This is a genomic window from Synechococcus sp. EJ6-Ellesmere, assembly GCF_024345875.1.
GTDB classification, from domain to species: domain Bacteria; phylum Cyanobacteriota; class Cyanobacteriia; order PCC-6307; family Cyanobiaceae; genus Regnicoccus_A; species Regnicoccus_A antarcticus.
In genome coordinates, this window is record NZ_JAGQBY010000035.1 from 1 (window position 1) to 23,470 (window position 23,470).

Here is a 23,470-nt window from a genome sequence, read left to right on the forward strand (position 1 = left end):
TGGGATTCATCGTGAAACAACGAGGTGCACATGCGCCTCAAGAATGACAGCCCGTCATTCACCCCTGTTCTCCCTCAGTCCAGGGCAATCGGGCCTCAGGATTTACACCATTCCAAGGGACGCGGCCAGGCGTGACGGCATATCGGCGGATGAATCCATGGTCGACATCGATGCAGATGCTGTTCTTGTAACCGTAGTAACTGATGCCGTTCTTTTTTGTCCAGCGAGCATCTAAATCCCTCTGCTGCAAGCGATGTGGGTTTTCATCCCAGCCCTCCGGCAGCCTCCCGGCTTTGATTTCTTTGTTCTCTTCGCGGGTATTGCGTTGCTTTGGAACCGGGACGAGAGTCGCATCGATGATCTGGCCACCGCGGGCTTGGAGGCCCTGGGAGCGGAGGTATGCCTCAAACATCTCGAAAAGCTCCTCGATAACTTCCGCCTTGCGCAGTCGCTCTCTGAAGAAGGCGACAGTAGTGGCATCTGGAATGCTGTTCATCACACCAAGCCCGACAAACTCCTCAAAGGAGCGCCGGTCATTCACCTGGAATTCAAGCTCTTCATCGCTGAGGTTGAAAAGCTGCTGGAGAACGAGCATCTTGAAAAGGATCAGCGGATCAATCCGTTTGCGTCCTGCGTTGCTCTTCCGCTCGTGCGTGTAGCCCTTTTCAAGCAGCGGGCGGAATGATTCCCATGGAATCGAACTTGTCAGTCGCCTGAGAACAGGCTTTTTGTCCTGGAGCTTTTTGACTCTTTGCTGCTCGTCCCAGAAGCCCCTCTGACCCACAGTCGTCGTGAAGATTGCTCAACCGATGATAATCGGAATCATGCCGCAATCAAGTGCCTTGTTGATTTTTCGAGGTGCCCTATAGATCCTTTTGCAGCAAAATAATTGCAATAATCTGAGTTATCCATATGAGGAGTGTAAAACCGCAAAGATTCAAGGCCGAAAGGTGTTAGTCGGTAAATCTTATAACCTAACTCATCCAGTAATGAAAAGCTTGTTTAAGGGTATGCCCACTTTGCCGCCATGCAGCAGAATATTCAAACATAAGGAATACCGAGGATAGCTTTTGAAGTACAACTATTGCCCCTTCAAGAATAGGGAACTCTGCACCCTCAGCATCTATCTTTATAAAAATACCCTTGGATGAAAATTGCCGAATAAGGGGGAAGTAATTATCAAGAAGATCGATCTCTATCTTCACAGGCTCACAAGATTTCGTGAAATGGGGCATTAAATCATCACGTTTTAACAGGCTTGAGGTTGTATTATCTTTATAGATATTAAGTTAACCCGCCCCTTGATAATTACTTAGTGCCTTTTGAACGAGAGTGCCTTTGGAAATCTTTTCCAACAATAAGTCTGTTAAATATGGATTAGGCTCAAAGGCGAGTATAAAATGGCTAAGTGATTGATTCAACCTATCAATAAATATTCCTTGATTTGATCCGATATCTACAAATAAATCAAAGTAGGGGGCCAAAGCATCAAGCGTGAAAACTCACCATTTCTACTTGGGTCTCCGTCATTGTAGCCATTGGCGATCATCATGGCCACATGCTCAGCCCTTTGCCGTCTAAAATCTTGAAAGTTCATTGTCTCAACTAGTTAACATAAACATACGTTGAATCAAAGCAGCTAAGAGTATGAAAAAAATATTAATTGATGCAGCGTATTGTCTTCCGAAGGAATTAAAGGAGATTTTCACAACTTGCTGCTATGCTTTTAGCGAAGTAATAGTTGAAAAACAAGCAGCCATCGGCTTAGGCTTGCAGACTTAAGCAAGATAGTTAAAGAATAAGTATGCAGTTCACAAGAATGTCATGCTAGCTTCTTTCGAAGAGCGGCTAACGCGCACCCTTCTGCATGTGGGCGCAGTGAACTACTTTGTGATATGAGATCCCCTGGACAGGTCACTTGGCACCATAGCTTCTCGGGGGTTCTTATGAAAAACATTTCTTCTAGCAACTCAAATCCAGGATGATTGGCTATCTCAGACCAGCTTTTTTCTTCATATTCCCATTGAGCACAGTAATAGCCTAGGCTATCCTTCAGCAAGACAGGCCCTCCTCTTCCCATTGGAACGCTGATTAATAAAACTCCACCAGGCTTTAGTGCTCGGTGAAACTGATTCAAGACTTTATTATTGGTATCAGGATCTCGCATTGTTTGTACATCTTCTGGCTTAAGTGCTCTCTCAAACGCAGATTCCTTGTTGCCAGTAGATGCCGGCGAGTCAAATCCAATATGCTCAATAGTCGATATACAGGTTGCAAAGTCATAGCGCTCATTTAATATTGAAACGTTTCGGAGATCACCTAAAGTTACTGGAACCTTCAAGATCTCATCAACCCATTCCACAGGATATCGCTTGAGGACATTTTGCGGTTCAATGATATCAATAGCCTCTATGCCTACATCGTACTTTTGAATTAGTTCAAGCAAGAGGCCGAGGTAATCATGGCTAGACATGGTGAAGCCCACATCCAGCACCGTCTCACCTCCTTTGAAAAAGGAAGCCACCCATGGGGTCTCAATCCTGCGCTCTGACAAGTCTTTACCAAAGCTCCCCTTGAATGGCTCAGTAACCTTCTTCTCCAAGACTTCCTTCGCTAGAGACAAGATTTGGTTGGTTTCTTCACTGATCATTTTAATACTCTTTTGTTAGTTAGTGATGAAATCATCGAGAAGAGCCTTAATATAGACCGGACTAAAAGATGGCCGTTTCGACAAAATAATTGCAGAACGCTAAATTAATTGCGCACGTTTTGCAAGATGAGAATTAATCTCACGGGGAATTATTGCCTTTGCAAATAGTCTTTATGGCCCAATAACCCCTTGTAAAGCCTTGCAAAATAAGATAAGGAAAAGCAAGAAGCTTGTGCTTGAGGAGAGCTTTTGATGAATAGACGAAGGGATATCGAAAAAATAGATGGTAAAGCATTGAAGGGGTGCGATTAGGATGCTTGATGCAAAATTCTCCATCTCCGGTACCATACCATCTAAATTTTCTCATGTAGCTTACGAAAGAAGGATTATGTAACTGAGCAATTCGTGTTCTACCAATACCAAATTTAATGTCAGGAAGCTGACTTAGCCTGTACACAAAGTCCGTGTCATCGATAGTTTTTGTGATAGTATCGTCAAATTCAATCAATTCAAAAAGTTTTTTTCTGTAGATAGCTGGCGCAACACCTATCATATTGCGAGGTCCAGGATGATTATGATTCAACTCCCACATCTGCTCTTCAGCTGTATTTAGCCAATTATTGTTTTTGAATGAGACAAGTTGAGATTGGACAATGTCAAACTCAAATGTCTTTAAATCAGCTAGAAGGCTAATTAAGTCGTTTTCTTTGAGCCTATGATCGGCATCAATCATTGCAATATAATCATTTCTTGCTGCATTGATTCCGATTTGCCTGTCCCTTGTAAGACTGGAGTTCTGGGTTACAATTACTTTGTCAGTAAATATTCTAGATATTTCAACTGACTTGTCATTAGAGCCTCCATCAATCACAATGACTTCGTCAGGATTATTGCTGAGAATTGATCGCAAACATTCCTCAATTCTTTGCTCTTCATTCTTAATACATACAACAACAGAGATACTCATTTATGCCAATTCTCCAGTCAATTCATTCTCAACCATTAGATCGACTAACTGAACCAAAGATAATGTATGCTTCCAATTCAGTTCAGCTTTAGCCAATGACCAATCTCCTAAGAGGTTAACTTGCATCTTCCTTGTTAAAATATTATCATCTACATTAATATGTTTTTGCCAAACATCTATATTTAACTTGTCTGCAACAATCTCTATAAAGTCAGATATAGAATAATTTCTGCCAGATGCAAGGACGTAATCCTTAGCCTTGTCTGTCTGTGCCATTAGATACATTCCATATGCATAATCTTTTGCCCAACCCCAGTCTTTTTTTGCCTTAATATCTCCTAATGTAAATGTCTGCATTTCTTTTTTACTAATTGCAACCATGGATTTGACGATTTTTTTGGTTACAAAGTTATTTGATCTACGCGAGCTTTCATGATTGAATAATAGTGCAGTTGAGGCATGCAATCCTTGCTTTCTATAATATTTAACAAGCATATTTTCGCTAATCTTTGCAAGTCCATACAAACTAGCAGACTTAAAGAGAGTTGACTCGCTTTGGATCATTGAATCACAATCATCAAACATTAAACAGGAGCCCGCAGTGACAAATTTGCTCTCTTTCAAATACTCATGGCAAATATAAAGTAAATTAGATGTCGATTGAACATTATAGTCGTAAAGCTGTTTCGCCATGAAGCTTTTAGTATTATTTGCGCCTTCGGCACTCACATGGAATGCTGCTAAGTGATAGATTTCATCTGGCCGTATTTGCTTTATAAGCTCCTTTAGGCTGTCAAAATTATTTAAGTCTACAGCATATACCGTTGGATGTATTCCGATCTTGTCTAAATAAGTCTTTATAATTTGGGAATTAGCACCAAGAATGTGCTTTGTAATGCCGTATACTTCATAACCCTTTCTAGCAAGGATTTCACAAAGATAACTACCATCTTGCCCGAATACACCTGTGATCAACGCTTTTTTCTTTGCCATTGCTTTGTGCATAATAAAAACGATTGGATCTACTTACACAATCTCAATTTCAGGAAGCGGAAATATTAGCTTTCCACCTTGTGCTAGAAAATCTTTCTCACGTTCTAAAATACTACTTTTGAAGTGCCATGGAAGCACTAGAAAATAGTCAGGCATCATGGCCCTTGCTTCTTCTTCGGAAATTATTGGAATATTGGTCCCTGGTGTAAATGAACCAAACTTATCAGGATTAACTTCAGCTATATACGGTAGATGTTCCATGGTAAGCCCGCAGAACTGAAGAAGAACATTGCCTTTTGTGCTTGCACCATAACCTAGTACTTTTTTTCCATCTTCTTTTAATGCTTCAATTAAGCCTTTTAGATTAGCCCTATGTTTGAATGTTTTCTCTTCAAAATCTCTATAAGGTTTTGGAGTATCAAGGGCTAAGCTTTCTTCTTGCTTAAGCATCCAGTTTATGATGGGAATATTTGATGTGAAGCTTGCATTTTTTTTGCAAGCAGTAACCGCAAAACTTCCACCATTCACAGCGTTCATTACCAAATCAATTACGCGTAGGCCTTTAGATTCGAGCATTGCCTTAACTACCTTAAACGAGTAAAACTCTAAATGTTCATGACAGATTGTATCGTACGAATTTGTTCGCAGCATTGAAGGCATATAGCTTTGCTCAAAATGCCAAATCCCCTCGTTATCGAGGCATTTTTCTATATCTTCGACAAATTGAAGCGGGTCGTCTAAATCATAGAACATAGCTATTGATGTAATTACTTTTGCCTTTCTATCAGGAAATAATGAAATAAATTTATTTGCCGAGAAAAAATCCGCAATAAGGGTAATGTCGTCTGTATAAAAATCCTTAAATTTTAATCCTGTTGGATCGATTCCGACTTTTGTGCATTTTGCTTTATAAGCCTTTAGTGAAGTGGCATCGTTACTTCCAATGTCCAAAACTAGATCATCTTTATCTATCCTAGCCAGAAATTCAAGGGTATTGATTTTTTGCTCTAGATGCTGAACCATTGATTTATTCAGGCCTGATCGGTATCCGTAGTTATCACCATACATCTCCTCAGAACAATAGGTTTGTCTTAATTGAAGAAGGCTGCACTCAGAACACCAAACTAAATCTAGCGGCCCTTTTGTAACTTTTTCTTTCAGGGACTTAGGGAAAACCCCTGTTAAATACTGTTCACCTAAAGACAGGACTGACACTAAGTTTATGCTGTTACAAAGTCTACACTTGGTTATTTCTGTATACATACCAGTGCCTTTTTGGAATTGAACAGTCATTGGATTGAAAAGTTGTCTTTTTTAGGAAGTAATGATTAAACTTTAGTAGCTTGTTTTGATTGCTATACCTTTAGCCCTAATCCGGAGATCGATTAGGCATCAACCAACATTCGTATTTTGTAAGGTTGGTCGTCTCCTTTAATTGTCTAGATAAACTTCGCTCACATTTACAGTTTAAGCTATGCTTATTTAGAATTGTTGTTTACAGAAAATTACCGTAGTCGCACGCCATCTTTATTTATGTATAATCTAATGTTTTTGCTCTGATAATTCCAAGCCAGAGAGCTCTAACAATCTTCAAGTTAGCACGTAGGCCACCTCCAAAGCGCGACGCTCCGATTCGGGGAGAAGTGGATACTTCAATTTGATGAATTCGCGAACCCGAGCGAGCGGCTCGGATACAGAACTCCGTTCCCACCGATGAATAAGTATCGAATCGACCTGCAGCCCTAATCAGGTCGAGCCGGTAACCCTTCATGCCGCATAGTGGATCGTCAAGTTTCCAAAGCCTCTTGGAAATAAGAGAAAAGAATGTTTCTGCCCATCGCTGCTTGCGATCTCGCACTCCAACAACAATATCTGCACCTTCTTCAAGCTCACGTGCGAACAACGCGATTGCCGAGGCACTGTGTTGCCCGTCTGCATCAAGTGTGATTGCGTATCGGTAGCCTTGAGCTGCTGCCCAGAGAAGACCGCTTTCTAGAGCTTGCTCGTAACCCCGATTTACAGAATGGGATACCACAAAGCCCCCTGCGGCAAGTGCAAGATCCCCGGTGCCATCTGTAGATCCATCATCAACGACGACAATATCTCCATAGGCTTTTAGCTTATCAACGACATTAGCAATTGATCCAGCTTCATTTAGCGCTGGTAGCACGGCTATTAATTCGCAAATTCGTTGCTTGCTCATTCGAAATCGAAATGGGTTAGATGCTCACCCTTTTGCTTCGAACGGCGCAGCGTAAGGCCAATGATCTGATCGATATCCGCTGGGCTAACTGCATCTCTAGGGCATGGGCGTAGTGCAATTAGATCTTGATGACGCATCCGGTGGCCAGCCGCAAGTTCAGAAGTTGTGCGGAGGCTTCGGCGCTGGACAATCACAGTTTCAAGTTCATTCTCTTCGACCCGCTTGACACCATTTCCCAACGCAAACTCCAACTCTCGGGTGCGATCAACCATCTCTCGCCAGGCTGCTGGATCCATCGAGAATTTGTGGTCGGGGCCGACGCGCGTGCAATCGTCGGTGAAATGCTTTTCAATGATTCGTGCACCCAAAGATACTGCCCCAAGGACGCAAGCGTGACCCGGCGTATGGTCGCTCAAGCCCAAGACCATCTCAGGATACATCGCTCGATAGGAGCGCAGAACATTGAGCTGTATATAACGAAAATTCTCCAGTCTACCTGTGTAGTTGGTGTTACATTGCAGTAGTGCTAGCTGGGGGTTCACTTGTAAAGCCCCCTGCACCGCGCGATCGACCTCATCCATTGTTGAGGCACCTGTAGCCAAGATGTAAGGTTTTCCCTTAGACGCGATATGGCGTACAATCTCAAGCCATGTAATGTCTCCAGAACCAATCTTGTATGCCGGAACGAACGGATCGACCGCATCGACTAGTTCAACTGCATAGGGGCTAGTAAAAAAGGCAATACCTGCCTTATCACACGTCTCCTTCAAGGTTGATGTCCAGCCAATATCAACGGATGCGTCTTGATAAACTTCATAGACGCTTTTATTCCAGGACGACTGGTGGGCTTGCTGTGAGCCTATTGAACGAAAGCCATAATCGCTGACTATCGTCGCAGCTTTAAAGTGTTGGAACTTTGCAGCATCAGCACCTGCCTCCTTTGCCATCCATATCAGAGCCTTTGCGCGCTCAAGATCACTATCGTGATTGGCTGCAATATCTGCTATGAAGTATGTCGGATGTCTGCTTCCAACCCGTTGGCCGGCAATAATAAGGTTGGAGTCGCACACTTTAGGCATGGTATTCATCAGCAGCTTTGTTGATTTCAGTGGACATACTTGGAGTACTTACGCCAAATTGGTCTTGGAAATGAATTGTTTTCATACGCATATCTAGAGGTCTGCGTGCCTTGAGGTCAAGTTCGTCCACGGATCCAACTCGTATGGTCTTCGTTGCTAGGCCGAGGCGCGATGCTAATTGCAACCCGAATTCAGCCTTACTGATTCCATCATGGGTTCCTACGTTAAAGGTGCCTTGTGGCCTCTTCTCGATTGCTAAATTTATGAAGTAGCATAAGGTGTCCATATGGATCGCGCTGAAGAATACGTCATTAAATAAAGTGATTTGCTTATTAGATTTAATCGACTTAATGATCCAGTCGCTAAAGCTTGGCCTCTCTTGAGCATAGCTTAGGCCAAAGAAGTTGGTTCGGATGATAGTGGCAGGATATTCCTTGATTACTAGTTCGGCTGCAAATTTGGATAATGCGTAAACGTTGCACGGCCGCACATGGGCCTCTGAGTGCGGCCCTTTTCCATCGTAGAGCTGGTCAGTTGAGATATGCACAATATGAGGCCTGATCTTGGTAGAGCATGATGCCCTGACGAGGGCAAGAAGTGGTCCAATATTCGCGTCAAATGCCCATTGAGGATTGCGTTCGCATTGATCGACATTTGTCGCTGCGGCAAGGTTGACAATAGTCTCAGGTTTAACCTTACCAAGGCAGTCTATCCACGCTTGATGACTCAACAGGTCTAATTTAATGTCATAGCCATCGCTTCTGCTTTGCTGAACAACAATGTGGCCTGCTGCTTCAAGCCTAGGAGCCAAGGAAGAGCCGAGCATACCGCTGGCTCCTAGCAATAGAACACGGGTCATTTCTGATTAATTCGGCCAGCGTCGTGGATCGAGGCTATCGGCGTCTTGCAGGGCCCAGATCTCCCATTCCGCTTCCTGCCACGGAGATGCCATTTGCCAGCTTCTTTCAAGTTCTGCAAGCTCTTCCGTGCTGCATAGTCCAACAACCACTGCCTCAAGGTCTGATTGTTCTTTCGCAAAACCAAGTGCAAGATCGATCAAACGGCAGTCCCGCTTCTGGGCCAGCTTTTCTAGATTTTGGTGATGGTTTCGCATCCCGGAACTTACCCAGTTTGGCCATTCGACGGCAGGGATGAGAAGCAAGCCTTGCAGATATAAGCTACGCCCGTGGATTGCGGTCCCCCGTGCACGCAGGCTTGACACCGTGCCATCCTGCAAAAGGCGCTGATCGAATAGAGATAAAGGCAGCTGCACAAGGTCAAGCAGCTCGGGGTTGACTCCCTCGAGATCGTCCGATGTGTAGATCGAAACACCGAGCCGCTTCACCAAGCCGCGGTTTCGCAGCCCCAGTAGCCATTCCTCTAAATAAGTGGAACCTGGCTTCCTCAAGTCAACCGGTGCGTGCAACAGCAAGGCATCCAGAGACTCCTGTCCCAGCCGCTCACAGCTACGACGAAACTCCTCTTCCCAGACAACAGTATCCAGTTCGGTGAAAGACGACTGCAACTGGGCCGACAATTTACTGATGATTTGGAATGCATGTCCCGGTGCAAGGTTGCGTCCCAGCACGGCCTCAGCATCGCCATAGGCCTGAGCGGTGTCAAGTAAGCGAATGCCAGATGCACTTGCTTGGTTGAGTAACTGAGCAACACCTGATTCAGGAACCTGACCGCTGGCATTGGTGACGCCATAGGCCAGGCCAAACTGGGCTGTTCCCAGGCATAGAGCTGGTTTCATCCTCTCAGCCACTGAGTGAAGCAGCGGCTGACTAGCAGCTCCACCAAAGCGTCGCTGTCAGTTTGGCCGTAGGGCTTGAAGGGCTGCAGCTCGCTGCTCATACGGGCTGGAAAGCTGGATCCACATGCGCTCGGATCAGCTCACGCAACTGCTCCACAGAGAGGAACTCATGGTTGCTACCGGAGTTGTAGGCAAAACCTTTGGGAACCGGGTTCGTGCTTATACCGGCTTCCTGGTAAAGCTGCTGCACCTTGCCATCACTTGGGAGAATCGCGTAGTAGTCGCCAAGATCGATCGTGGTGAAGCTGTCGGAACTGGTGATCATCTCCTCGTGGATCTTCTCGCCAGGGCGAATGCCAGTGATCGGCTTCTCGCAACTCGGCCCGATTGCCTCAGCTACATCGCTGATCCGGTAACTGGGTATCTTTGGCACGAACAATTCGCCGCCAAGGGCCCGTTCCAGCGCCCACAGCACCATCGCCACGCCTCCGCTCAGCGAGATATTGAAGCGTGTCATCGTAGGATCAGTGATCGGCAGCACGCCGGTCTTCGCCTTCTCCAAAAAGAAGGGAATCACCGAGCCCCGCGAGCCCATCACGTTGCCGTAGCGCACCACCGAAAAGCGCAGATCACGGGTGCCCTTGATGTTGTTGGCGGCAATGAACAGCTTGTCCGAACATAGCTTGGTGGCGCCATAGAGATTGATCGGGGCGGCTGCTTTGTCGGTGCTCAGGGCCACCACCCGCTTCACGCCGGTGTCGAGGCAGGCCTGTACCACATTTTCAGCGCCGAGCACGTTGGTGTTGATGAATTCGATCGGGTTGTACTCGGCAGCTGGTACCTGTTTCAAGGCTGCCGCGTGCACCACGGTGTCGATGCCTTCGAGAGCACGCCGCAAGCGATCGCGGTCGCGCACGTCACCCAGGAACAGCCGCAGCTGGGGGTATTGGCTCTCCGGATATAGCTGCTGCAGCTCCCATTGCTTGAGCTCATCGCGGCTGTACACCACCAGCCTCTTGATCTCTGGGAAACGCCTGAGCGTTTCGGCGATGAAAGCCTTGCCGAAGCTGCCGGTACCGCCGGTGATTAGGATGCGGGAGCTGGAACTGAATGGCATTAGGAAGTCAGGCGTGGGCCGGTTGATTCGTTTGGGTTTGCTGCTGCCACAGCTGGCTGTAAAGGCCGCCGTGGGCTAGCAAGCTGGTGTGGCTGCCGCGCTCCACCACGCGGCCCTGATCCAGCACCAGGATCTGGTCGGCCCGCACAATCGTGCTCAGCCGGTGGGCGATCACCAGCACCGTGTGGTTGCGCTCAAAGCGCTCGATCGCCTCCTGCACCAGCCGCTCGCTCTGGCTATCGAGGGCGCTGGTGGCTTCATCGAGGATCAACAGCTCCGGATCGCGCAGGATCGCCCGCGCCAGGCTGAGCCTCTGCCGCTGGCCGCCGCTGAGCCGGTAGCCCCGCTCCCCCACCAGGGTGTCGTAGCCCTGAGGCAGGCTCTCGATGAAGCCTGCCGCCTGGGCCGCCTGGCAGGCGGCTTGAATCTGGGCAGGCGTGGCACCTGGGGTGCCGAAGGCGATGTTCTCGGCGATGGTGGCGTTGAACAGGAAGGTTTCCTGGCTCACCACCCCAAGCCGCTGCTGCCAGCTGGCCAGGTCCAGCTGTTCCAGCGGTGTGTCGTCGATCCAGATCTGGCCGGAGCTGGGGGCGTAGAGGCCGGTGAGCAGGTCGGCGATGGAGCTCTTGCCGACGCCGCTTGGGCCAACCAGGGCCAGCATCTGTCCTTTGGGAAGGTTAAAGGAGATGTCACCAAGGGCAGGGGGGAGTTCGGGGGCGTAGCGGATGCCCACGCCTTCAAAGCGGATCTGGCCCTGCAGCTGCCGGAAGGGGATGCCGCCTTGGCGGCGGAACTGCTTGCCTGCCGGCGAGAGGATCTGGTTGAGCCGAGCCAGCCGGCCACTGTTGTCGGCCAGCTGATTGAAGGTGCCAGCCACACCGCTCAAGCGCATGTTGAGCCGCTGCAACGCCAGCACGAAGGTCACCAAGCTGGGCAGCACGCCAGTGCTGCGCGCACCCAGCAGCAGCAGGCTCAGCCCCGCAATCACGGCAATCGCCAGGATCGGCAGGAAGCTGGAAAAGGGCCCCACCACGGCCAGCCGCCGCACCTGGCCGCGCAGCTGGCGTTCCAGCTCGCCCATGCGGCTGAGCAGGTGCTGATCGGCCGCATTCAGCTGGCCGCTGCTGTGCAGCAGGCGCAGGCCCTGGAAGTCTTCCGTGATCCGGCTGCTGATCGCCACCTGGGCCTGGCTGACCGCCTGGGAGCCGGCCCGAATCTGCGGCAGCAGTTGCTTCTGCAGCATGGTGATCAGCCCACCCATCAACAGCACCGCCAGCAGCAGCCAGGGCGAGATGCCCACCAGCACCGCCAGGTAAGTGGCGATCAGCAGCACCCCCACCAGCAGCTGGTTGCTTACCTCGATTTGATTGCGGATGGCCTCAGGGCCATTGCCGGCGTAGTCGGTGAGGTCGCCCACCTTGTAGCCACTGGCGCAGGGGAAGCTGAAGCTCAGCACCTGGCTGTGGATGCGCGCGGTCACCAGCGCCTTGCAGCGGGCAGCGAAATAGCCGACGCTCACCTGGCTAAGAAAGCGGGTGAGGCTCTGCAGGGCCTGCAGCAACACCGCCAGCGCCAGCAGGCTGGCGAACACTCCTGTAGCCGGCAATCCGTTCAGCCAATTCGCCGCCGCCGGCAAGCGACCCACGATCGGATTGCTGGCCCAGTTGAACGGCGTGCCGGCCGGTGCCGACAGCACTTCCACCGCCAGAAAAACCACCGCCAAGGTGGCCCCTTCCGTGAAGGCCTCCACCAAGCTGCTGCCCAGATTCAGAACGATCAGCCGCCACTGCTGCCGTGCGGTGCTGCGGATCAGTTGGGCGGCCGGCTCCTGGCTGAGCAGGCTCCGCAGCGGCAAGCGCATAAAAGTGGGGCTGGTCAAGAGTTTGGGGTTTGCAGGTCGTGCGGGAGCTGGTGGGAGTAGATCCTCGTTAGCGGCAGGCGGCTGAGCACATCTTTTGCCAGCCGAGCGCCAGCGTGCGTGACGCCGATTCTCATAGCCGCAGGGCCCGCAGCTCTCGCGGCATCAGGTTCTTGAGATCCAGCAGCACCCCGTTGCCCTCCAACAGCCCCTGCCACTGCGCCGCTGGCCATCCGCTGAACTGCCGGTGCGCCACCGCCGCCACCACCGCCCCATAACGGCTGCCCTCAGGGATCTCCGCCAGCACCTCCAACCCTGCTGCCGCCGGGTCCCCCGGCTCCACCCAGGGGTCCACCACCGTGAGCCGGCAGCCATAGCTCTGCAGGGCCTCCACCAACTGGCGCACGCGGGTGTTGCGCAGATCCGGACAGTTCTCCTTAAAGGTGAGCCCCAGCACCAGCACCTCAGCCCCGGCGATCACCAGTCCCCGCTTTGCCATCGCCTGGATCAACCGCTCCGCCAGCCAGTCGGCCAGGCCATCGTTGATGCGCCGGCCCGAGAGCACCACCTGCGGGTAGTAGCCCAGCTGCTCGGCCTTATGGGTGAGGTAGTAGGGGTCCACGCCAATGCAGTGGCCGCCCACCAGCCCCGGCTGAAACGGCAGGAAGTTCCACTTGGTGCCCGCCGCTGCTAGCACATCGCCCGTGTCGATGCCCAGGCGGGCAAAGATCATTGCCAGCTCGTTCACCAAGGCGATGTTGAGGTCGCGCTGGGTGTTCTCGATCACCTTGGCCGCCTCCGCCACCTTCAGGCTCGGCGCCAGGTACGTGCCGGCCGCCACCACCGAGCCATACAGCCCATCCACCCAGGCGCCGGCCTCAGCCGTGGAGCCGCTGGTCACCTTGGTGATCGTGCGGAAGCCGTGCTGCTTATCCCCCGGCACCAGCCGCTCCGGGCTGTAACCCACCACAAAGCCGTTTTTGAACGTTTGGCCGCTGTGCTGCTCTAGCAGCGGCACGCACTCTTCTTCCGTGGCGCCGGGATACACGGTGGACTCATAGATCACCACCGCCTGGGTGTTGGGCTCGCGCTGCGCCCGCGCCTTGATCGCCTCGCCCACCGCCGCGCTGGCCAGGCGCAGGGGCGTGAGCTCCGGCCGCTTGGCGCCATCGATCGGCGTAGGCACCGTGACGATGAATACATCGGCCGCCGCGAGATCGGCGGGGTTGGTGCTCAGCTCCAGCCCGGCGGCCAGGGCTTGCTGGAGCTCTTCGGCCGAGAGCTCGCGGGTGCGGTCGTGGCCCTGGCGCAGCTCCTCCACCCGGGCGGCATTCACATCGAAGCCGATCACCCGCCGTTGCAGCGGCTCGCCGTTGCGCTCGCTGCTGGTGGTGGTGGCGAAGCAGGCCGCCAGCGGCAGGCCCACGTAGCCGAGGCCGTTCACGCCCACGGTGCAGGTGGGGAGCGGGGGAAGTGGCAAAGGTGGTGGCGAAAGTGTTGGGGTTGGGGTCATGCAGAGAGCCCCCGGGGGGCTGCAGGTCGTGAGGCGGCTGGTGGGGCCGGGTGTTGTTCGGTGGTGGTGGCACCGGGGTTTGTTCCGGCTGGGACGCCTGGCGGCTCAGGGGGAAGCCCCTCCGTAGTCATCCCGGTTGATGGCCGCAGGTGGCCAGGCTGTTGGGACAGCAGGCGATCACCGGCGCCGAGCTCGGCTGGTTGTTTGCCACCGCTGAGACAGGGGTGGAACTGTTGAAGAGGACACCCCTTGCCTCACCCTGTTGGGTTGGAGCCTCACGGCCTTTCTCCTGGCGTCAGCGGCTCTCCTGGCTGATCTCGGCCTTGAGTGGAACCGTGGAGCGCCGAGATCGACGAGCTTTACTACAAAATGCTTGCCTCATTCGCTTCGCCGAATTCCACCTCGAGCCAGGAGAGCTCAGCCGAGCCAGGCTGAGGGACTAGATCACATCGGCAAACCGCTTGGGGGCGCCTGGCGGCTCAGGGGGAAGGGAGAGGCGGCTGCAGGTTGTTCGGGAGTTGGTGGAGCCAGGCTCTTGTAGGCGGACGGCGGCCCGGCACCTCGTTCGGGCTGGGGCGCCTGGCGGCTCAGGGGGAAGCCAACTCAAACCAAGCCCAAGCGATTGGTGCCCACCACAAAGTCGTGGTTGCGACGCGAGCGGGGCTCGAGCGTCAGCAACGACCATCTCAAGGTAAAGGATTGGTCAATGTTTTTGTCTATCGGCTGCAAAAATGGCTGTGCGGTGATCCGCCTAGGCCCCTTGTCACCGCGAGCGGGGCTCAGGCGTTGTTCAGGGGGAGATGCCCCCTGCTGCCTCCAGCCGCGAGGGCTCGCTCGGCTCAATCTCAGCAACCCGGCGTTTCAGGTCAATCGTCCGGGCCCTGGATGATCAGTGGCCAAGGCCAACCGGAAGCTGTTGCTTGATGGGTTCTGCCAGCAGTCGGCCCAGGGCTCCTGGGTCAACGATGTCGAGGCAGAGCAGGGTGGGGCCGTAGCCCTTGGCTTCTGCGTAGCAGTTGAATTCCATGGTGTAACCGTCTGCCTCCACCACCAGATCGGGGATCCCCTGGAGCGTGGGATGGCGAAACAGGATCGCGCCGGTGTCTGGATCCACCGACTGGCGCATGTTCCGCAACTGATCCGGCAGGGTCAACGGTTCAGAAACAGCCATCGTCCTCCGGCCCGGCGGGCGTCATCGGGAGTGAGCACGGCCACCCAGGGGCGATCCAGAAACTCGAACACCCGTGCCCGGCTGCCGCCCCGGTTGAGATCGAGAAAGGTTTCTCCCTCTGCCAGGGCATCACGCACAAGCTCGGGGTTGGCTGAAATGCATGGGAGTCAGCCTGGCTGCATCCCGTGCGGGACTTGCTGCGTGTGGAGCTTCGGTGGCGGCAGGAGGCTGAGTGGTTCGTTCGGGCTGGGTCGCCTTGCGGCTCAGGGGGAAGCCCCTCCGGGTTCACCCCGGTTGATTGGCTCAGGTGGTGGCGGCCAGCCAGGCGGCCAGGGCTTCCAACTTATGCACTGGTAAAGCCTGGATCTGGGTGCATATGCACTTCAAGATCAGAACATCTAGTCAGAACTTCGCCTGAAGGGGGTAACGATCGGGGTGACGGATTGAATCCAAAGAAAGATCAACGTCAAGGTCGGGCCAGTAAAGATGTGGTCCAGAGGGTCGAACCACATTCAGAACCTGATCGATCGTCGCCGATCTGAACCAAGGGAATTCAGAAAAGGGTAATGCCAGCTCTTCGTCGTCAACCAAGACCCAGAGGCAATGCCCTGAGATGTTGGTGACCTCAGCGCCCAAAGTGAACAAGGCGTTCGGCTTGGCCGAGTTTCGTTGCGGAAAGGCCGATGTTGCGAGCAAGCTCAATGGACGGCGTAAGCCAGAACTTCGCTTCACCGTCGGGATGACTCACATGAACGTGCATCCGACTTTCCTCCCGAGAGAAGAAGTAAAAACGGAACTCACCATCACGAAAGACGGTGGGCGACAAGCTCCCTCCTCTTCAACTACATCACCCTAGCCATTTTGAGGGCTGAAAGTCGTGCAGGGGTTGATGGTTTCAAGAGCTCTTCGGTGGGCGGCTCAGGGGGGAGCCCCTCGGGCGCGCCTAGGAATTGGGCTGTTGGGCACACCAGATGTGGTGTGTGGGGCGTCAGGCGTTAGCGGCCAGCCAGGCGGCCAGGTCGGCAGGGCCCGTGAAGTCGAGCAGGGCGTCGGCCAGGGCTTCCAGCTGCTCCAGCGGCAGGGCCTGGATCTGGGCGGTGGTGGGGTCGCTGAGGGTGCCGCAGCGGCGGTTGAGCTGGCGGAGGGTCACCTTGGCGGCTTCGCGGGCTTCGCCCTCCTGAAGGCCTTCCTGGCGGCCTTCCTGGCGACCTTCGGCAAGCCAGTCCTGCACCGCCCTGGTGTGGCGGATCTCTTCCCGGGGAATACCGGCGATCACCATGATCTGCTCCTCGGTGAGTTGGGGGAACCGTTGCACAAGCATAGGCAGCACAACCGTGTCCAGATCCGGGCGGCTGGCGAGGATCTGCTGACTGCTGGCCGCCAGCTCGCTTTCAGGCCTGACGGGGAGGGTGAGCAGGTTGAGCAGCGGGTCGAGGTTGGGCTGCTGGCTCAGCTCCTCCAGGCTGATCCAGTGCACCTCGTTCAGCAGCGCCTGCAGAAGCCTGGGCAGCTTGGTGGGGCCGAGGCTCATCCGCTTGTGGGGCGTGATCACCACCACCTCCAGGTGCTCCACCTGCGGGTGCTTCTGCAGGAAGCGACAGCTCTGCGCCGCCAGGCGGTGGCGGAAGCCTGGGTCGGGGTGCATCTGCACCTCCAGCAGCACCACCGGGCCAGAGCACGCCATCGAGGCGGTGGCTGAGCTCTTTGAGCTCCAGGGCCTCAAACCGGTAGATGAGATCACCGGGGGTGGCTGGGTCGAGCCCCAGCGTTTTGGCGGCGGCGACTGATCCGTGCAGGAGTGAGCGAATCAGATCCGGGGCGCTCTGGAAGACGCGGTAATACCAGCGGTCAGTGTTCAACAGTTACGGCGCTGGCTGGCGAAAAGGTAGCCGCGGCTTGGGGTTGGGGCTGCAGCCCGTGCGGGGCTTGCTGCGTGTGGAGCCTCGTTGGCGGGTGGCGGCTGAGTGGTTAGTTCGGGCTGGGGCGTCTGGCGGCTCAGAGGGAAGCCAATCCGGCGCGCTTAGGAATTATGGGGGTGGAGACACCAGATGTGGTGTGGGAGGTGGGCCCTGGACGGTCAGTGGCCAAGGCCCACAGGAAGTTGCTGCTTGATCGGTTCTGCCAGCAGGCGGCCCAGGGCTCCTGGATCGATGATGTCGAGGCAGAGCAAGGTGGGGCCCATGAATTCCATGGTGTAGCCGTCTCCCTCCACCACCAGATCGGGGATGCCCTGGAGCGTGGGATGGCGAAACAGGATCGCGCCGGTGTCTGCATCCACCGACTGGTGCATGCTCCTCAGCTGATCCGGCAGGGTCAACGGTTCAGAAACAGCCATCGTCCTCCGGCCCGGCGGGCCTCAACGGTTCGTTGGTCGGTTGGATACACCGGTATCACCCTGGCGTCATCCGGAGTGAGCACGGCCACCCAGGGACGATACAAAAAATCGAACACCCGTGCCCGGCTGCCGCCCCGGTTGAGATCGAGAAAGGTTTCTCCCTCTGCCAGTGCAACAGGCACAAGCTCGGGGCTGACGCCATACAGCGCGCATTTCTCGAGGGCGTGTTGGCTGAACTGCAAGGGTGAGTGTGATCGCCTCACGACCTGTGCTGGCGATGAATTCAGGTTAGGGCTGCAGCCCGTGCGGGGCTTGATGGATGTGGGGCCTCGTTGGCGGGTGGCGGCTGAGTGGGTTGTTCGGGCTGGGGCGCCTGGCGGCTCAGGGGGAAGTCCCTCCAGCGCGCTTAGACATTTCGGGGGTGGAGGCACTAGATGTGGTGTGTGGGCTCTGGCATGCATTCACCTGATCAGGATCGGCGGCGTCCCAGCCGCCGGTCGCCATACACCTTGTTGGTGGAGAGGTGCACAAACGGGCTCTCGGGGCAGCTCTAGCGCGTGGCCTCCAGCAGGTTGAGCGTGCCCGTCGCGTTGGTGTCGAAGTCGTCGAACGGGATCGCCTCGGGCCTCAGCTCGTCCAGCAGCGCCAGCACCCCCGGGCGATCGCGGATGTCGAGCTCGGTGTGCTGGAAGCGATCCCCCAGCTGCTCCTGCAGGCGCTTCTGGTTCCAGCGCGTGTCGCCCTGCGGCCCGAAGAACACCGCCCGCTGGTTGTTGTCCACCCCGTGCACCTGCCAGCCGCGCTCGGCGAAGTGCACGCACACCTCCGAGCCGATCAGGCCCGACGAGCCGGTGACGAGGAGGGTTGGGGTGGGCATGGAAGGGGGGGGGGCGGATTGAAGAACTGCGGGCATGGCAGCCGATTGGGCGTGGAGCTGCCCTTGGCTCAGCCAGAGCCCTCCCCCACGGTCCACACGTTCAGGCCCGCCGCCCGGGCCGCGGCGCCATCGGCCTTGGCACGCGTATCGAACAACCAGGCCGGCTGGCGCATCACCGCCGCTACCGCCGGCCAGTCGATCTGGGCGAACGCCTGCCATTCAGTGAGCAGCAGCAGCGCATCGGCGCCACTGGCCGCCTGATGCACATCCGCCACCGGCAGCCAACTGCCCTCGCCCCCTCCTGCGGGCTGCACCAGACCCGCGGTGATCTGACCTTCCTCCACCTTGGGATCGAGAATCTGCAGGATCGCCCCCTCCTCCAGCAGATCCCGGCAGATGCGGATCGCCGGGGATTCGCGCGTGTCGTTGGTGTCGGCCTTAAAGGCAAAGCCCAGCACACCAATGCGCTTGCCGCTCACCGTGCCGAACAGCCTGGTCACCACCAGCCGGGCGATGCGCTGCTGCTGCCAGGTGTTGAGCGTCACCACCTGCTCCCAGTAGGCCGCCACCTCCTCGAGGCCGTAGTGGCGGTACAGATACACCAGATTCAAGATGTCCTTCTGGAAGCAGCTGCCGCCAAAACCCGGCCCCGCCTGCAGAAACTTGGCGCCAATGCGGCTGTCGGCACCGATCGCCTTCGCCACCTCGCGCACATCGGCGCCGGTGGCCTCACACACGGCGGCAATGCTGTTGATCGAGCTGATTCGCTGGGCCAAAAATGCATTGGCGGTGAGTTTGGAGAGCTCACTGCTCCAGAGGTTGGTGGTGAGGATGCGCTCGGCCGGCACCCACTGGCCGTAGATCGCCGCCAGGGCAGCGATGGCCGCGGGGTCGTCACCGCCGATCAGCACCCGATCGGGCGCCTCCAGATCAGGGATGGCGGTGCCCTCGGCCAGGAACTCGGGGTTGGAGAGCACCGAAAAGCTGCAGCCGTTGCCGTCACCGGTGGCAGCCGAGAGGATCGTCTGGATCACCTCAGCGGTGCGCACCGGCAGGGTGCTCTTCTCCACCACGATCGTGTGGCCCCGCGCCGCCTGGGCCACCGTGCGGGCACTGGCCTCCACCCACCTGAGATCGCTGGCCTGGCCAGCCCCCAGACCCCTTGTCTTGGTGGGGGTGTTCACCGAGATGAACACCATGTCGGCAGCGGCGATCGCCTCCTCCACCGCCGTGGTGAAGTGCAGATTTTGGCCGCGGGCGCGGCCCACCACCGCATCCAGCTCTGGCTCATAGACGGGTAGCTGGCTGAGGTCGGGATCGTTCCAGGCGGCGATCCGCTCGGCGTTGAGATCCACCACCGTCACCTGGATCCCGGGGCAGCGATCGGCGATCACTGCCATCGTCGGCCCGCCCACATAGCCGGCGCCGTAGCCGAAGGCTTCTCGCGAAGCGAGTTGCAGCAGAGCGTGGTGGCCGGGGGTGGAGGGGGCATCAAGGAGGGGCAGGGGTGGGCGCAGACGCCAGGGGGCTGCAGCCCGTGCGGGAGCTGGTGGGGCCGGGCGCTCGCCGGCGGGCGGCGGCTCAGAGCGTCGTTCGGGCTGGGGATCCTGGCGGCTCAGGGGGAAGCCCCTCCAAGAGGCTTACGGATTTCGGGGTTGGAGACACCAGATGTGGTGTGGTCTCGCGGCAACAAGAAGCCCCGCGGCCGGGGCAGCGGGGCTGGGGAGGGATGGCCTTGGCCTGTGGTGTCAGGTCGCGGCTGCGCCATTGGCGACCAGCCAGGCGGCCAGATCGGCCGGGCCCTGAAAGTCGAGCAGGGCGGCGGCCAGGGCTTCCAGCTGCAGCACCGGCAGGGCCTGGATCTGGGCGGTGGTGGCCTCGCTCAGTGGGCCGCAGCGGCGGTTGAGGAGGCGGAGGGTGACTGCAGCTTCCCCTTCCTGGCGGCCTTCCTGGCGGCCTTCCTGGCGGCCTTCCTGGCGGCCTTCCTGGCGGCCTTCCTGGCGGCCCTCGGCGAGCCACTCCTGAACGGCCCTGCTGTGGCGGATTTCTTCGCGGGGGATGCCGGCGATCACCATGATCTGCTCCTCGCTCAGCTGCGGAAATCGTTGAATCAGCATAGGCAGCACAACCTGGTCGAGATCCGGACGGCTGGCCAGGATCTGCTGACTGCTCGCCGCCAGCTCGCTCTCTGGGCGCACGGGCAGGGTGAGCAGGTTGAGCAGGGGGTCGAGATTGGGCTGCTGGCTCAGCTCCTCCAGGTTGATCCACGCCACCTGCTGCAGAAACAGCTGCAGGGCCTGGCTGGGGCCGAGGTTGAGGCGGTTGTGCGGCGTGATCACCAGCACGCTCCAGTGCTCCACCCGGGGGTGCTGCTGCAGGAAGCGGTAGGTCTGCGCCGCCAGGCGGTGGTGGAAGCCTGGATCCGGGTGCATCTGCACCTCCAGCAGCACCACCGGAAAGTCCGGGCTGCCGGTGTCGGCGCAGCCGGTGGTTGGGCGGGGCCAGAGCACGCCGTCGAGGCGATGGCTCAGCTCCTTGAGTTCGAGGGCTTCAAATCGGTAGAGGCTGTCGCCGGGAGCTGACGGGTCGAGGCTCAGCGTGTTGCCGGTGGCGGCCGAGCCAGGCAGGAGTGCGCGGATCAGGTCCGGGGCGCTCTGGAAGACGCGGTAGTACCAGCGGTCGGTGTTCAACGTTGCCAGCGCTGGCTGGCGGCAAGGTAGCCGCGTCTTGGGGGTGGGGCTGCAGCCCGTGAGAGGGCTGGTGCAGGCGGCACCTTGTTGGCGGGTGGCGGCTCAGGGCTTCGTTCGGGCTGGGAATCCCGGCGGCCCAGGAGGGAGCCACGCCACCTCACGGGTTGATGCAGGACGCCTCAGGGAAACGAACGGGGACGCTCGGAGAGGCCAGAGCGACAGCCGCCTTGTCGCAACTGCGGTGCTCTGGGTGCTCCTGCTCTCCACCGGCCCCAGCAGCCAATCCAGCAAAGACTCCAACCAGTCCTGAGCCAGATCGATCTGAGGAGGATTGGGTCTGGAGGCTGCCATCAGAAATTCACGAGTTCGCGCTCAGTGCCCTCTTTGGATCGCAGGATCACATGGCCTGATCAAAGTCATCGGCTAAGCGCTGGTTGAGGCGTACCTCAAAGCGGGTGTCACTGATGGGGCAAGGCTCTGTTACGGACGCTTGTACGGACACGCATAGGTCGTTTGATCGGCTGAGCCGTGGGCTCCGGGCTTCAAAGCAGATTCAGCCGCACTCCAACAGTTCCACCCATTCGGATTTGGCGCGCACCGTTACGCAGGGGGTGCAGCTCAACATCGACCGGGGTGCAAACAGCGCTGTCCAGGTTCTGTACAGGCTGTACAGAATCCCGACGCTGACGATTGGGGCTGTTGGTTCGGGCTCTGGCGATCAGCCAGGAGGGCAGCCAGGGCTTCCGGTTGATCCAGCGGCAGGAACAGCTGGATGAAGCCCCCAGGCTGATGGAGCGGCCCAGACTCCAGACCCAGAGCGACGTGGCAGCCAGTCTCAGCCGTGGCTGTTGGGATCAGGAGCAGGCAATCAGGCGCACCTCTAACGCCTGGAGGCGTTGAAAGCCGGCATCACCGGTGATCATCACAGCATCAGGCCCCAGGTGCAGGCAGCAAGCCGCCTGCAGGGCATCGGGTGTGCGCAGCCCATGGTTGGCGCGCAACTGCGTCGCCAGCTCCACCACAGACGCACTGAGCTCCACAACCTGCAGATCCGGCTGCGTAAACAACGCCTGAAAACGATCCAGGCTGGCTTGATCGCCCCGCCGCAGCGGAGCCACACGACACTCCAGCAGGCTGAGGCGGCTCACAGCCAGTGCGGGATCAGGTGCCTCCAAGGCAAGCTGCTGGAGGGTTGCCCGGGCGGCTTCGGCCCATGGGGCCTCACCATCCACCAGGTAGATCAGGGCGCTGGCATCCAGGAAGGCAATCACCAGTCGCGCTCAGCCGCCAGGTCCGCGTCGATCTCAGCCTTGCGGCGCGGGCTCGTGGAAGGTGGCAAGGCCAGCAGCCACTGCAACGCTGATGCTTCGGCCCCAGGAGCTCGTGATGCCTGCAACTGCAGCTGGCGGTAGTGCTGCTCACTCAGCACCACAGCGGCAGATCGGTTGCGCTTCAACAGATGCACCGGGCCATGCTGGAGCGCCTGCTCAATCGCTGCGATCCCACGGCGCTTCAGCTCCGCTGAGGTGAGCGCGTTCTGCTGATCCATGGCACAGCGTTCGCTGAGGCTTCAACTCTAGTACCAGAAACAGTACTGAAGAAATTCCTTGCGAAGGCGGGTGCCGGTGGAGTCCAGAAGGTCGGCATCGCCACAGGCTCACCACGGAGGCGGATCGGCGGGGCTGGGCTGGGGCCGACGTTGAGGCGGTTGTGGGGCATCACCACCAGCAGGCTCCAGTGCTCCACCTGCGGGTGCCGCTGCAGAAAACGGTGGGTCTGAGCCGCCAGGCGGTGGTGAAAGCCCGGATCGGGGTGCATCTGCCCCTCCAGCAGCACCACCGGGAATTCGGGGCTGCCGGTTTCGGCGCAGCCGGTGGTTGGGCGGGGCCAGAGCACGCCGTCGAGGCGGTGGCTCAGCTCCTTGAGTTCGAGGGCTTCATAGCCGCAAGGCTTCTGCGTAGGCGAAGCCTTCTCGAAGAGAAGCAGTAGCGGTAGAGGCTGTCGCCGGGGGCTGAGGGGTCGAGGCTCAGCGTGTTGGCTTTGGCGGCCCAGCCAGGCAGGAGTGCACGGATCTCCCGCCGTGGCGCAGGAGAACGCAACCGGCTTGCTCCAGTTCTCGGATCAGATCAGTTCGTTTCAAGCCACAACAAGCTCGCCAACCTTGCGAATTCCAGGCAGGTCTTGCTTGGAAAACGCGTGGTACAGATCCAGCAACTGCGCCTTCAGATCCTCGGGATCCTCACCCTGAGTCCAATGGTCGG

Annotated in this window: 26 protein-coding genes and 1 pseudogene; all 27 read right to left on the reverse strand. The window is 56.5% G+C overall.

Annotation, left to right across the window (positions count from 1 at the left end):
- Nucleotides 1-58: 58 nt before the first annotated feature.
- The 27 genes and pseudogenes from KBY78_RS05615 to KBY78_RS05735 all read right to left on the reverse strand — a co-directional run bounded on the left by KBY78_RS05615 (nucleotide 59) and on the right by KBY78_RS05735 (nucleotide 23,261).
- On the reverse strand, nucleotides 59-784 hold the full coding sequence (locus tag KBY78_RS05615; protein ID WP_255142756.1) for an IS5 family transposase: 726 nt from the start codon (nucleotides 782-784) through the stop codon (nucleotides 59-61).
- Between the two features lie 190 nt (nucleotides 785-974).
- The gene (locus KBY78_RS16325; RefSeq protein WP_399215381.1) at nucleotides 975-1,235 is read right to left on the reverse strand and encodes an FkbM family methyltransferase; all 261 of its coding nucleotides are present in this window, start codon (nucleotides 1,233-1,235) and stop codon (nucleotides 975-977) included.
- Between the two features lie 587 nt (nucleotides 1,236-1,822).
- Nucleotides 1,823-2,650, reverse strand: coding sequence for a bifunctional 2-polyprenyl-6-hydroxyphenol methylase/3-demethylubiquinol 3-O-methyltransferase UbiG (locus tag KBY78_RS05620; RefSeq protein WP_255142757.1), 828 nt, complete (start codon nucleotides 2,648-2,650; stop codon nucleotides 1,823-1,825).
- A 139-nt stretch (nucleotides 2,651-2,789) separates the two neighbouring features.
- On the reverse strand, nucleotides 2,790-3,617 hold the full coding sequence (locus KBY78_RS05625; protein WP_255142758.1) for a glycosyltransferase family 2 protein: 828 nt from the start codon (nucleotides 3,615-3,617) through the stop codon (nucleotides 2,790-2,792).
- Nucleotides 3,618-4,622, reverse strand: a complete 1,005-nt coding sequence (locus tag KBY78_RS05630; RefSeq protein ID WP_255142759.1) for a GDP-mannose 4,6-dehydratase — start codon at nucleotides 4,620-4,622, stop codon at nucleotides 3,618-3,620.
- Between the two features lie 21 nt (nucleotides 4,623-4,643).
- The gene (locus tag KBY78_RS05635; protein WP_255142760.1) at nucleotides 4,644-5,903 is read right to left on the reverse strand and encodes a class I SAM-dependent methyltransferase; all 1,260 of its coding nucleotides are present in this window, start codon (nucleotides 5,901-5,903) and stop codon (nucleotides 4,644-4,646) included.
- A gap of 238 nt (nucleotides 5,904-6,141) precedes the next feature.
- The gene (locus KBY78_RS05640) at nucleotides 6,142-6,813 is read right to left on the reverse strand and encodes a glycosyltransferase family 2 protein (RefSeq protein WP_255142761.1); all 672 of its coding nucleotides are present in this window, start codon (nucleotides 6,811-6,813) and stop codon (nucleotides 6,142-6,144) included.
- Nucleotides 6,810-7,901 carry an N-acetylneuraminate synthase family protein gene (locus tag KBY78_RS05645; protein WP_255142762.1) on the reverse strand — a complete coding sequence of 364 codons (1,092 nt, stop codon included), beginning with the start codon at nucleotides 7,899-7,901 and terminating at the stop codon, nucleotides 6,810-6,812. The genes KBY78_RS05640 and KBY78_RS05645 overlap by 4 nt, the downstream gene beginning before the upstream one ends.
- Nucleotides 7,885-8,751 (reverse strand): SDR family oxidoreductase, encoded by an 867-nt coding sequence (locus tag KBY78_RS05650; RefSeq protein ID WP_255142763.1) that lies wholly within the window; start codon nucleotides 8,749-8,751, stop codon nucleotides 7,885-7,887. Before KBY78_RS05650 ends, KBY78_RS05645 begins: the two co-directional genes overlap by 17 nt.
- 6 nt (nucleotides 8,752-8,757) lie before the next feature.
- On the reverse strand, nucleotides 8,758-9,648 hold the full coding sequence (locus KBY78_RS05655) for an aldo/keto reductase (protein ID WP_255142764.1): 891 nt from the start codon (nucleotides 9,646-9,648) through the stop codon (nucleotides 8,758-8,760).
- 97 nt (nucleotides 9,649-9,745) lie between these two features.
- A complete protein-coding gene (gene pseB / locus KBY78_RS05660; protein ID WP_255142765.1) occupies nucleotides 9,746-10,765 on the reverse strand; it encodes a UDP-N-acetylglucosamine 4,6-dehydratase (inverting) in 1,020 nt (339 codons plus the stop codon).
- A gap of 7 nt (nucleotides 10,766-10,772) precedes the next feature.
- On the reverse strand, nucleotides 10,773-12,644 hold the full coding sequence (locus KBY78_RS05665; RefSeq protein ID WP_255142766.1) for an ABC transporter ATP-binding protein: 1,872 nt from the start codon (nucleotides 12,642-12,644) through the stop codon (nucleotides 10,773-10,775).
- 112 nt (nucleotides 12,645-12,756) lie between these two features.
- Complete coding sequence (locus tag KBY78_RS05670) at nucleotides 12,757-14,103, reverse strand: nucleotide sugar dehydrogenase (protein ID WP_255142767.1); 1,347 nt, start codon at nucleotides 14,101-14,103, stop codon at nucleotides 12,757-12,759.
- A 922-nt stretch (nucleotides 14,104-15,025) separates the two neighbouring features.
- Entirely contained in the window at nucleotides 15,026-15,289 is a 264-nt protein-coding gene (locus KBY78_RS05675; RefSeq protein WP_255142768.1) for a hypothetical protein, read from the reverse strand.
- Nucleotides 15,286-15,444, reverse strand: coding sequence for a hypothetical protein (locus tag KBY78_RS05680; RefSeq protein WP_255142769.1), 159 nt, complete (start codon nucleotides 15,442-15,444; stop codon nucleotides 15,286-15,288). The genes KBY78_RS05675 and KBY78_RS05680 overlap by 4 nt, the downstream gene beginning before the upstream one ends.
- A gap of 265 nt (nucleotides 15,445-15,709) precedes the next feature.
- Nucleotides 15,710-16,009, reverse strand: coding sequence for a DUF2442 domain-containing protein (locus KBY78_RS05685; protein WP_255142770.1), 300 nt, complete (start codon nucleotides 16,007-16,009; stop codon nucleotides 15,710-15,712).
- The gene (locus KBY78_RS05690) at nucleotides 15,933-16,133 is read right to left on the reverse strand and encodes a DUF4160 domain-containing protein (RefSeq protein ID WP_255142771.1); all 201 of its coding nucleotides are present in this window, start codon (nucleotides 16,131-16,133) and stop codon (nucleotides 15,933-15,935) included. Before KBY78_RS05690 ends, KBY78_RS05685 begins: the two co-directional genes overlap by 77 nt.
- A 162-nt stretch (nucleotides 16,134-16,295) precedes the next feature.
- Entirely contained in the window at nucleotides 16,296-16,628 is a 333-nt protein-coding gene (locus KBY78_RS16330; protein WP_399215392.1) for a DUF4351 domain-containing protein, read from the reverse strand.
- Nucleotides 16,629-16,646: 18 nt separating this feature from the next.
- A pseudogene (locus KBY78_RS16335) lies at nucleotides 16,647-17,166 on the reverse strand (DUF2887 domain-containing protein); the annotation flags it as partial.
- 218 nt (nucleotides 17,167-17,384) lie between these two features.
- Nucleotides 17,385-17,624 (reverse strand): hypothetical protein, encoded by a 240-nt coding sequence (locus tag KBY78_RS05700; protein WP_255142773.1) that lies wholly within the window; start codon nucleotides 17,622-17,624, stop codon nucleotides 17,385-17,387.
- Nucleotides 17,621-17,884, reverse strand: coding sequence for a hypothetical protein (locus KBY78_RS05705; RefSeq protein ID WP_255142774.1), 264 nt, complete (start codon nucleotides 17,882-17,884; stop codon nucleotides 17,621-17,623). The genes KBY78_RS05700 and KBY78_RS05705 overlap by 4 nt, the downstream gene beginning before the upstream one ends.
- 308 nt (nucleotides 17,885-18,192) lie before the next feature.
- A complete protein-coding gene (locus KBY78_RS05710; protein WP_255142775.1) occupies nucleotides 18,193-18,519 on the reverse strand; it encodes a GDP-mannose 4,6-dehydratase in 327 nt (108 codons plus the stop codon).
- Between the two features lie 68 nt (nucleotides 18,520-18,587).
- On the reverse strand, nucleotides 18,588-19,919 hold the full coding sequence (locus KBY78_RS05715) for a nucleotide sugar dehydrogenase (RefSeq protein WP_399215389.1): 1,332 nt from the start codon (nucleotides 19,917-19,919) through the stop codon (nucleotides 18,588-18,590).
- Nucleotides 19,920-20,267: 348 nt separating this feature from the next.
- Entirely contained in the window at nucleotides 20,268-21,209 is a 942-nt protein-coding gene (locus KBY78_RS05720) for a DUF2887 domain-containing protein (RefSeq protein ID WP_255142776.1), read from the reverse strand.
- An 854-nt stretch (nucleotides 21,210-22,063) separates the two neighbouring features.
- Entirely contained in the window at nucleotides 22,064-22,480 is a 417-nt protein-coding gene (locus KBY78_RS05725) for a type II toxin-antitoxin system VapC family toxin (protein ID WP_255142777.1), read from the reverse strand.
- Nucleotides 22,477-22,758 carry a hypothetical protein gene (locus KBY78_RS05730; RefSeq protein ID WP_255142779.1) on the reverse strand — a complete coding sequence of 94 codons (282 nt, stop codon included), beginning with the start codon at nucleotides 22,756-22,758 and terminating at the stop codon, nucleotides 22,477-22,479. The genes KBY78_RS05725 and KBY78_RS05730 overlap by 4 nt, the downstream gene beginning before the upstream one ends.
- A complete protein-coding gene (locus tag KBY78_RS05735; protein WP_315856637.1) occupies nucleotides 22,722-23,261 on the reverse strand; it encodes a DUF2887 domain-containing protein in 540 nt (179 codons plus the stop codon). The genes KBY78_RS05730 and KBY78_RS05735 overlap by 37 nt, the downstream gene beginning before the upstream one ends.
- Nucleotides 23,262-23,470: the final 209 nt, after the last annotated feature.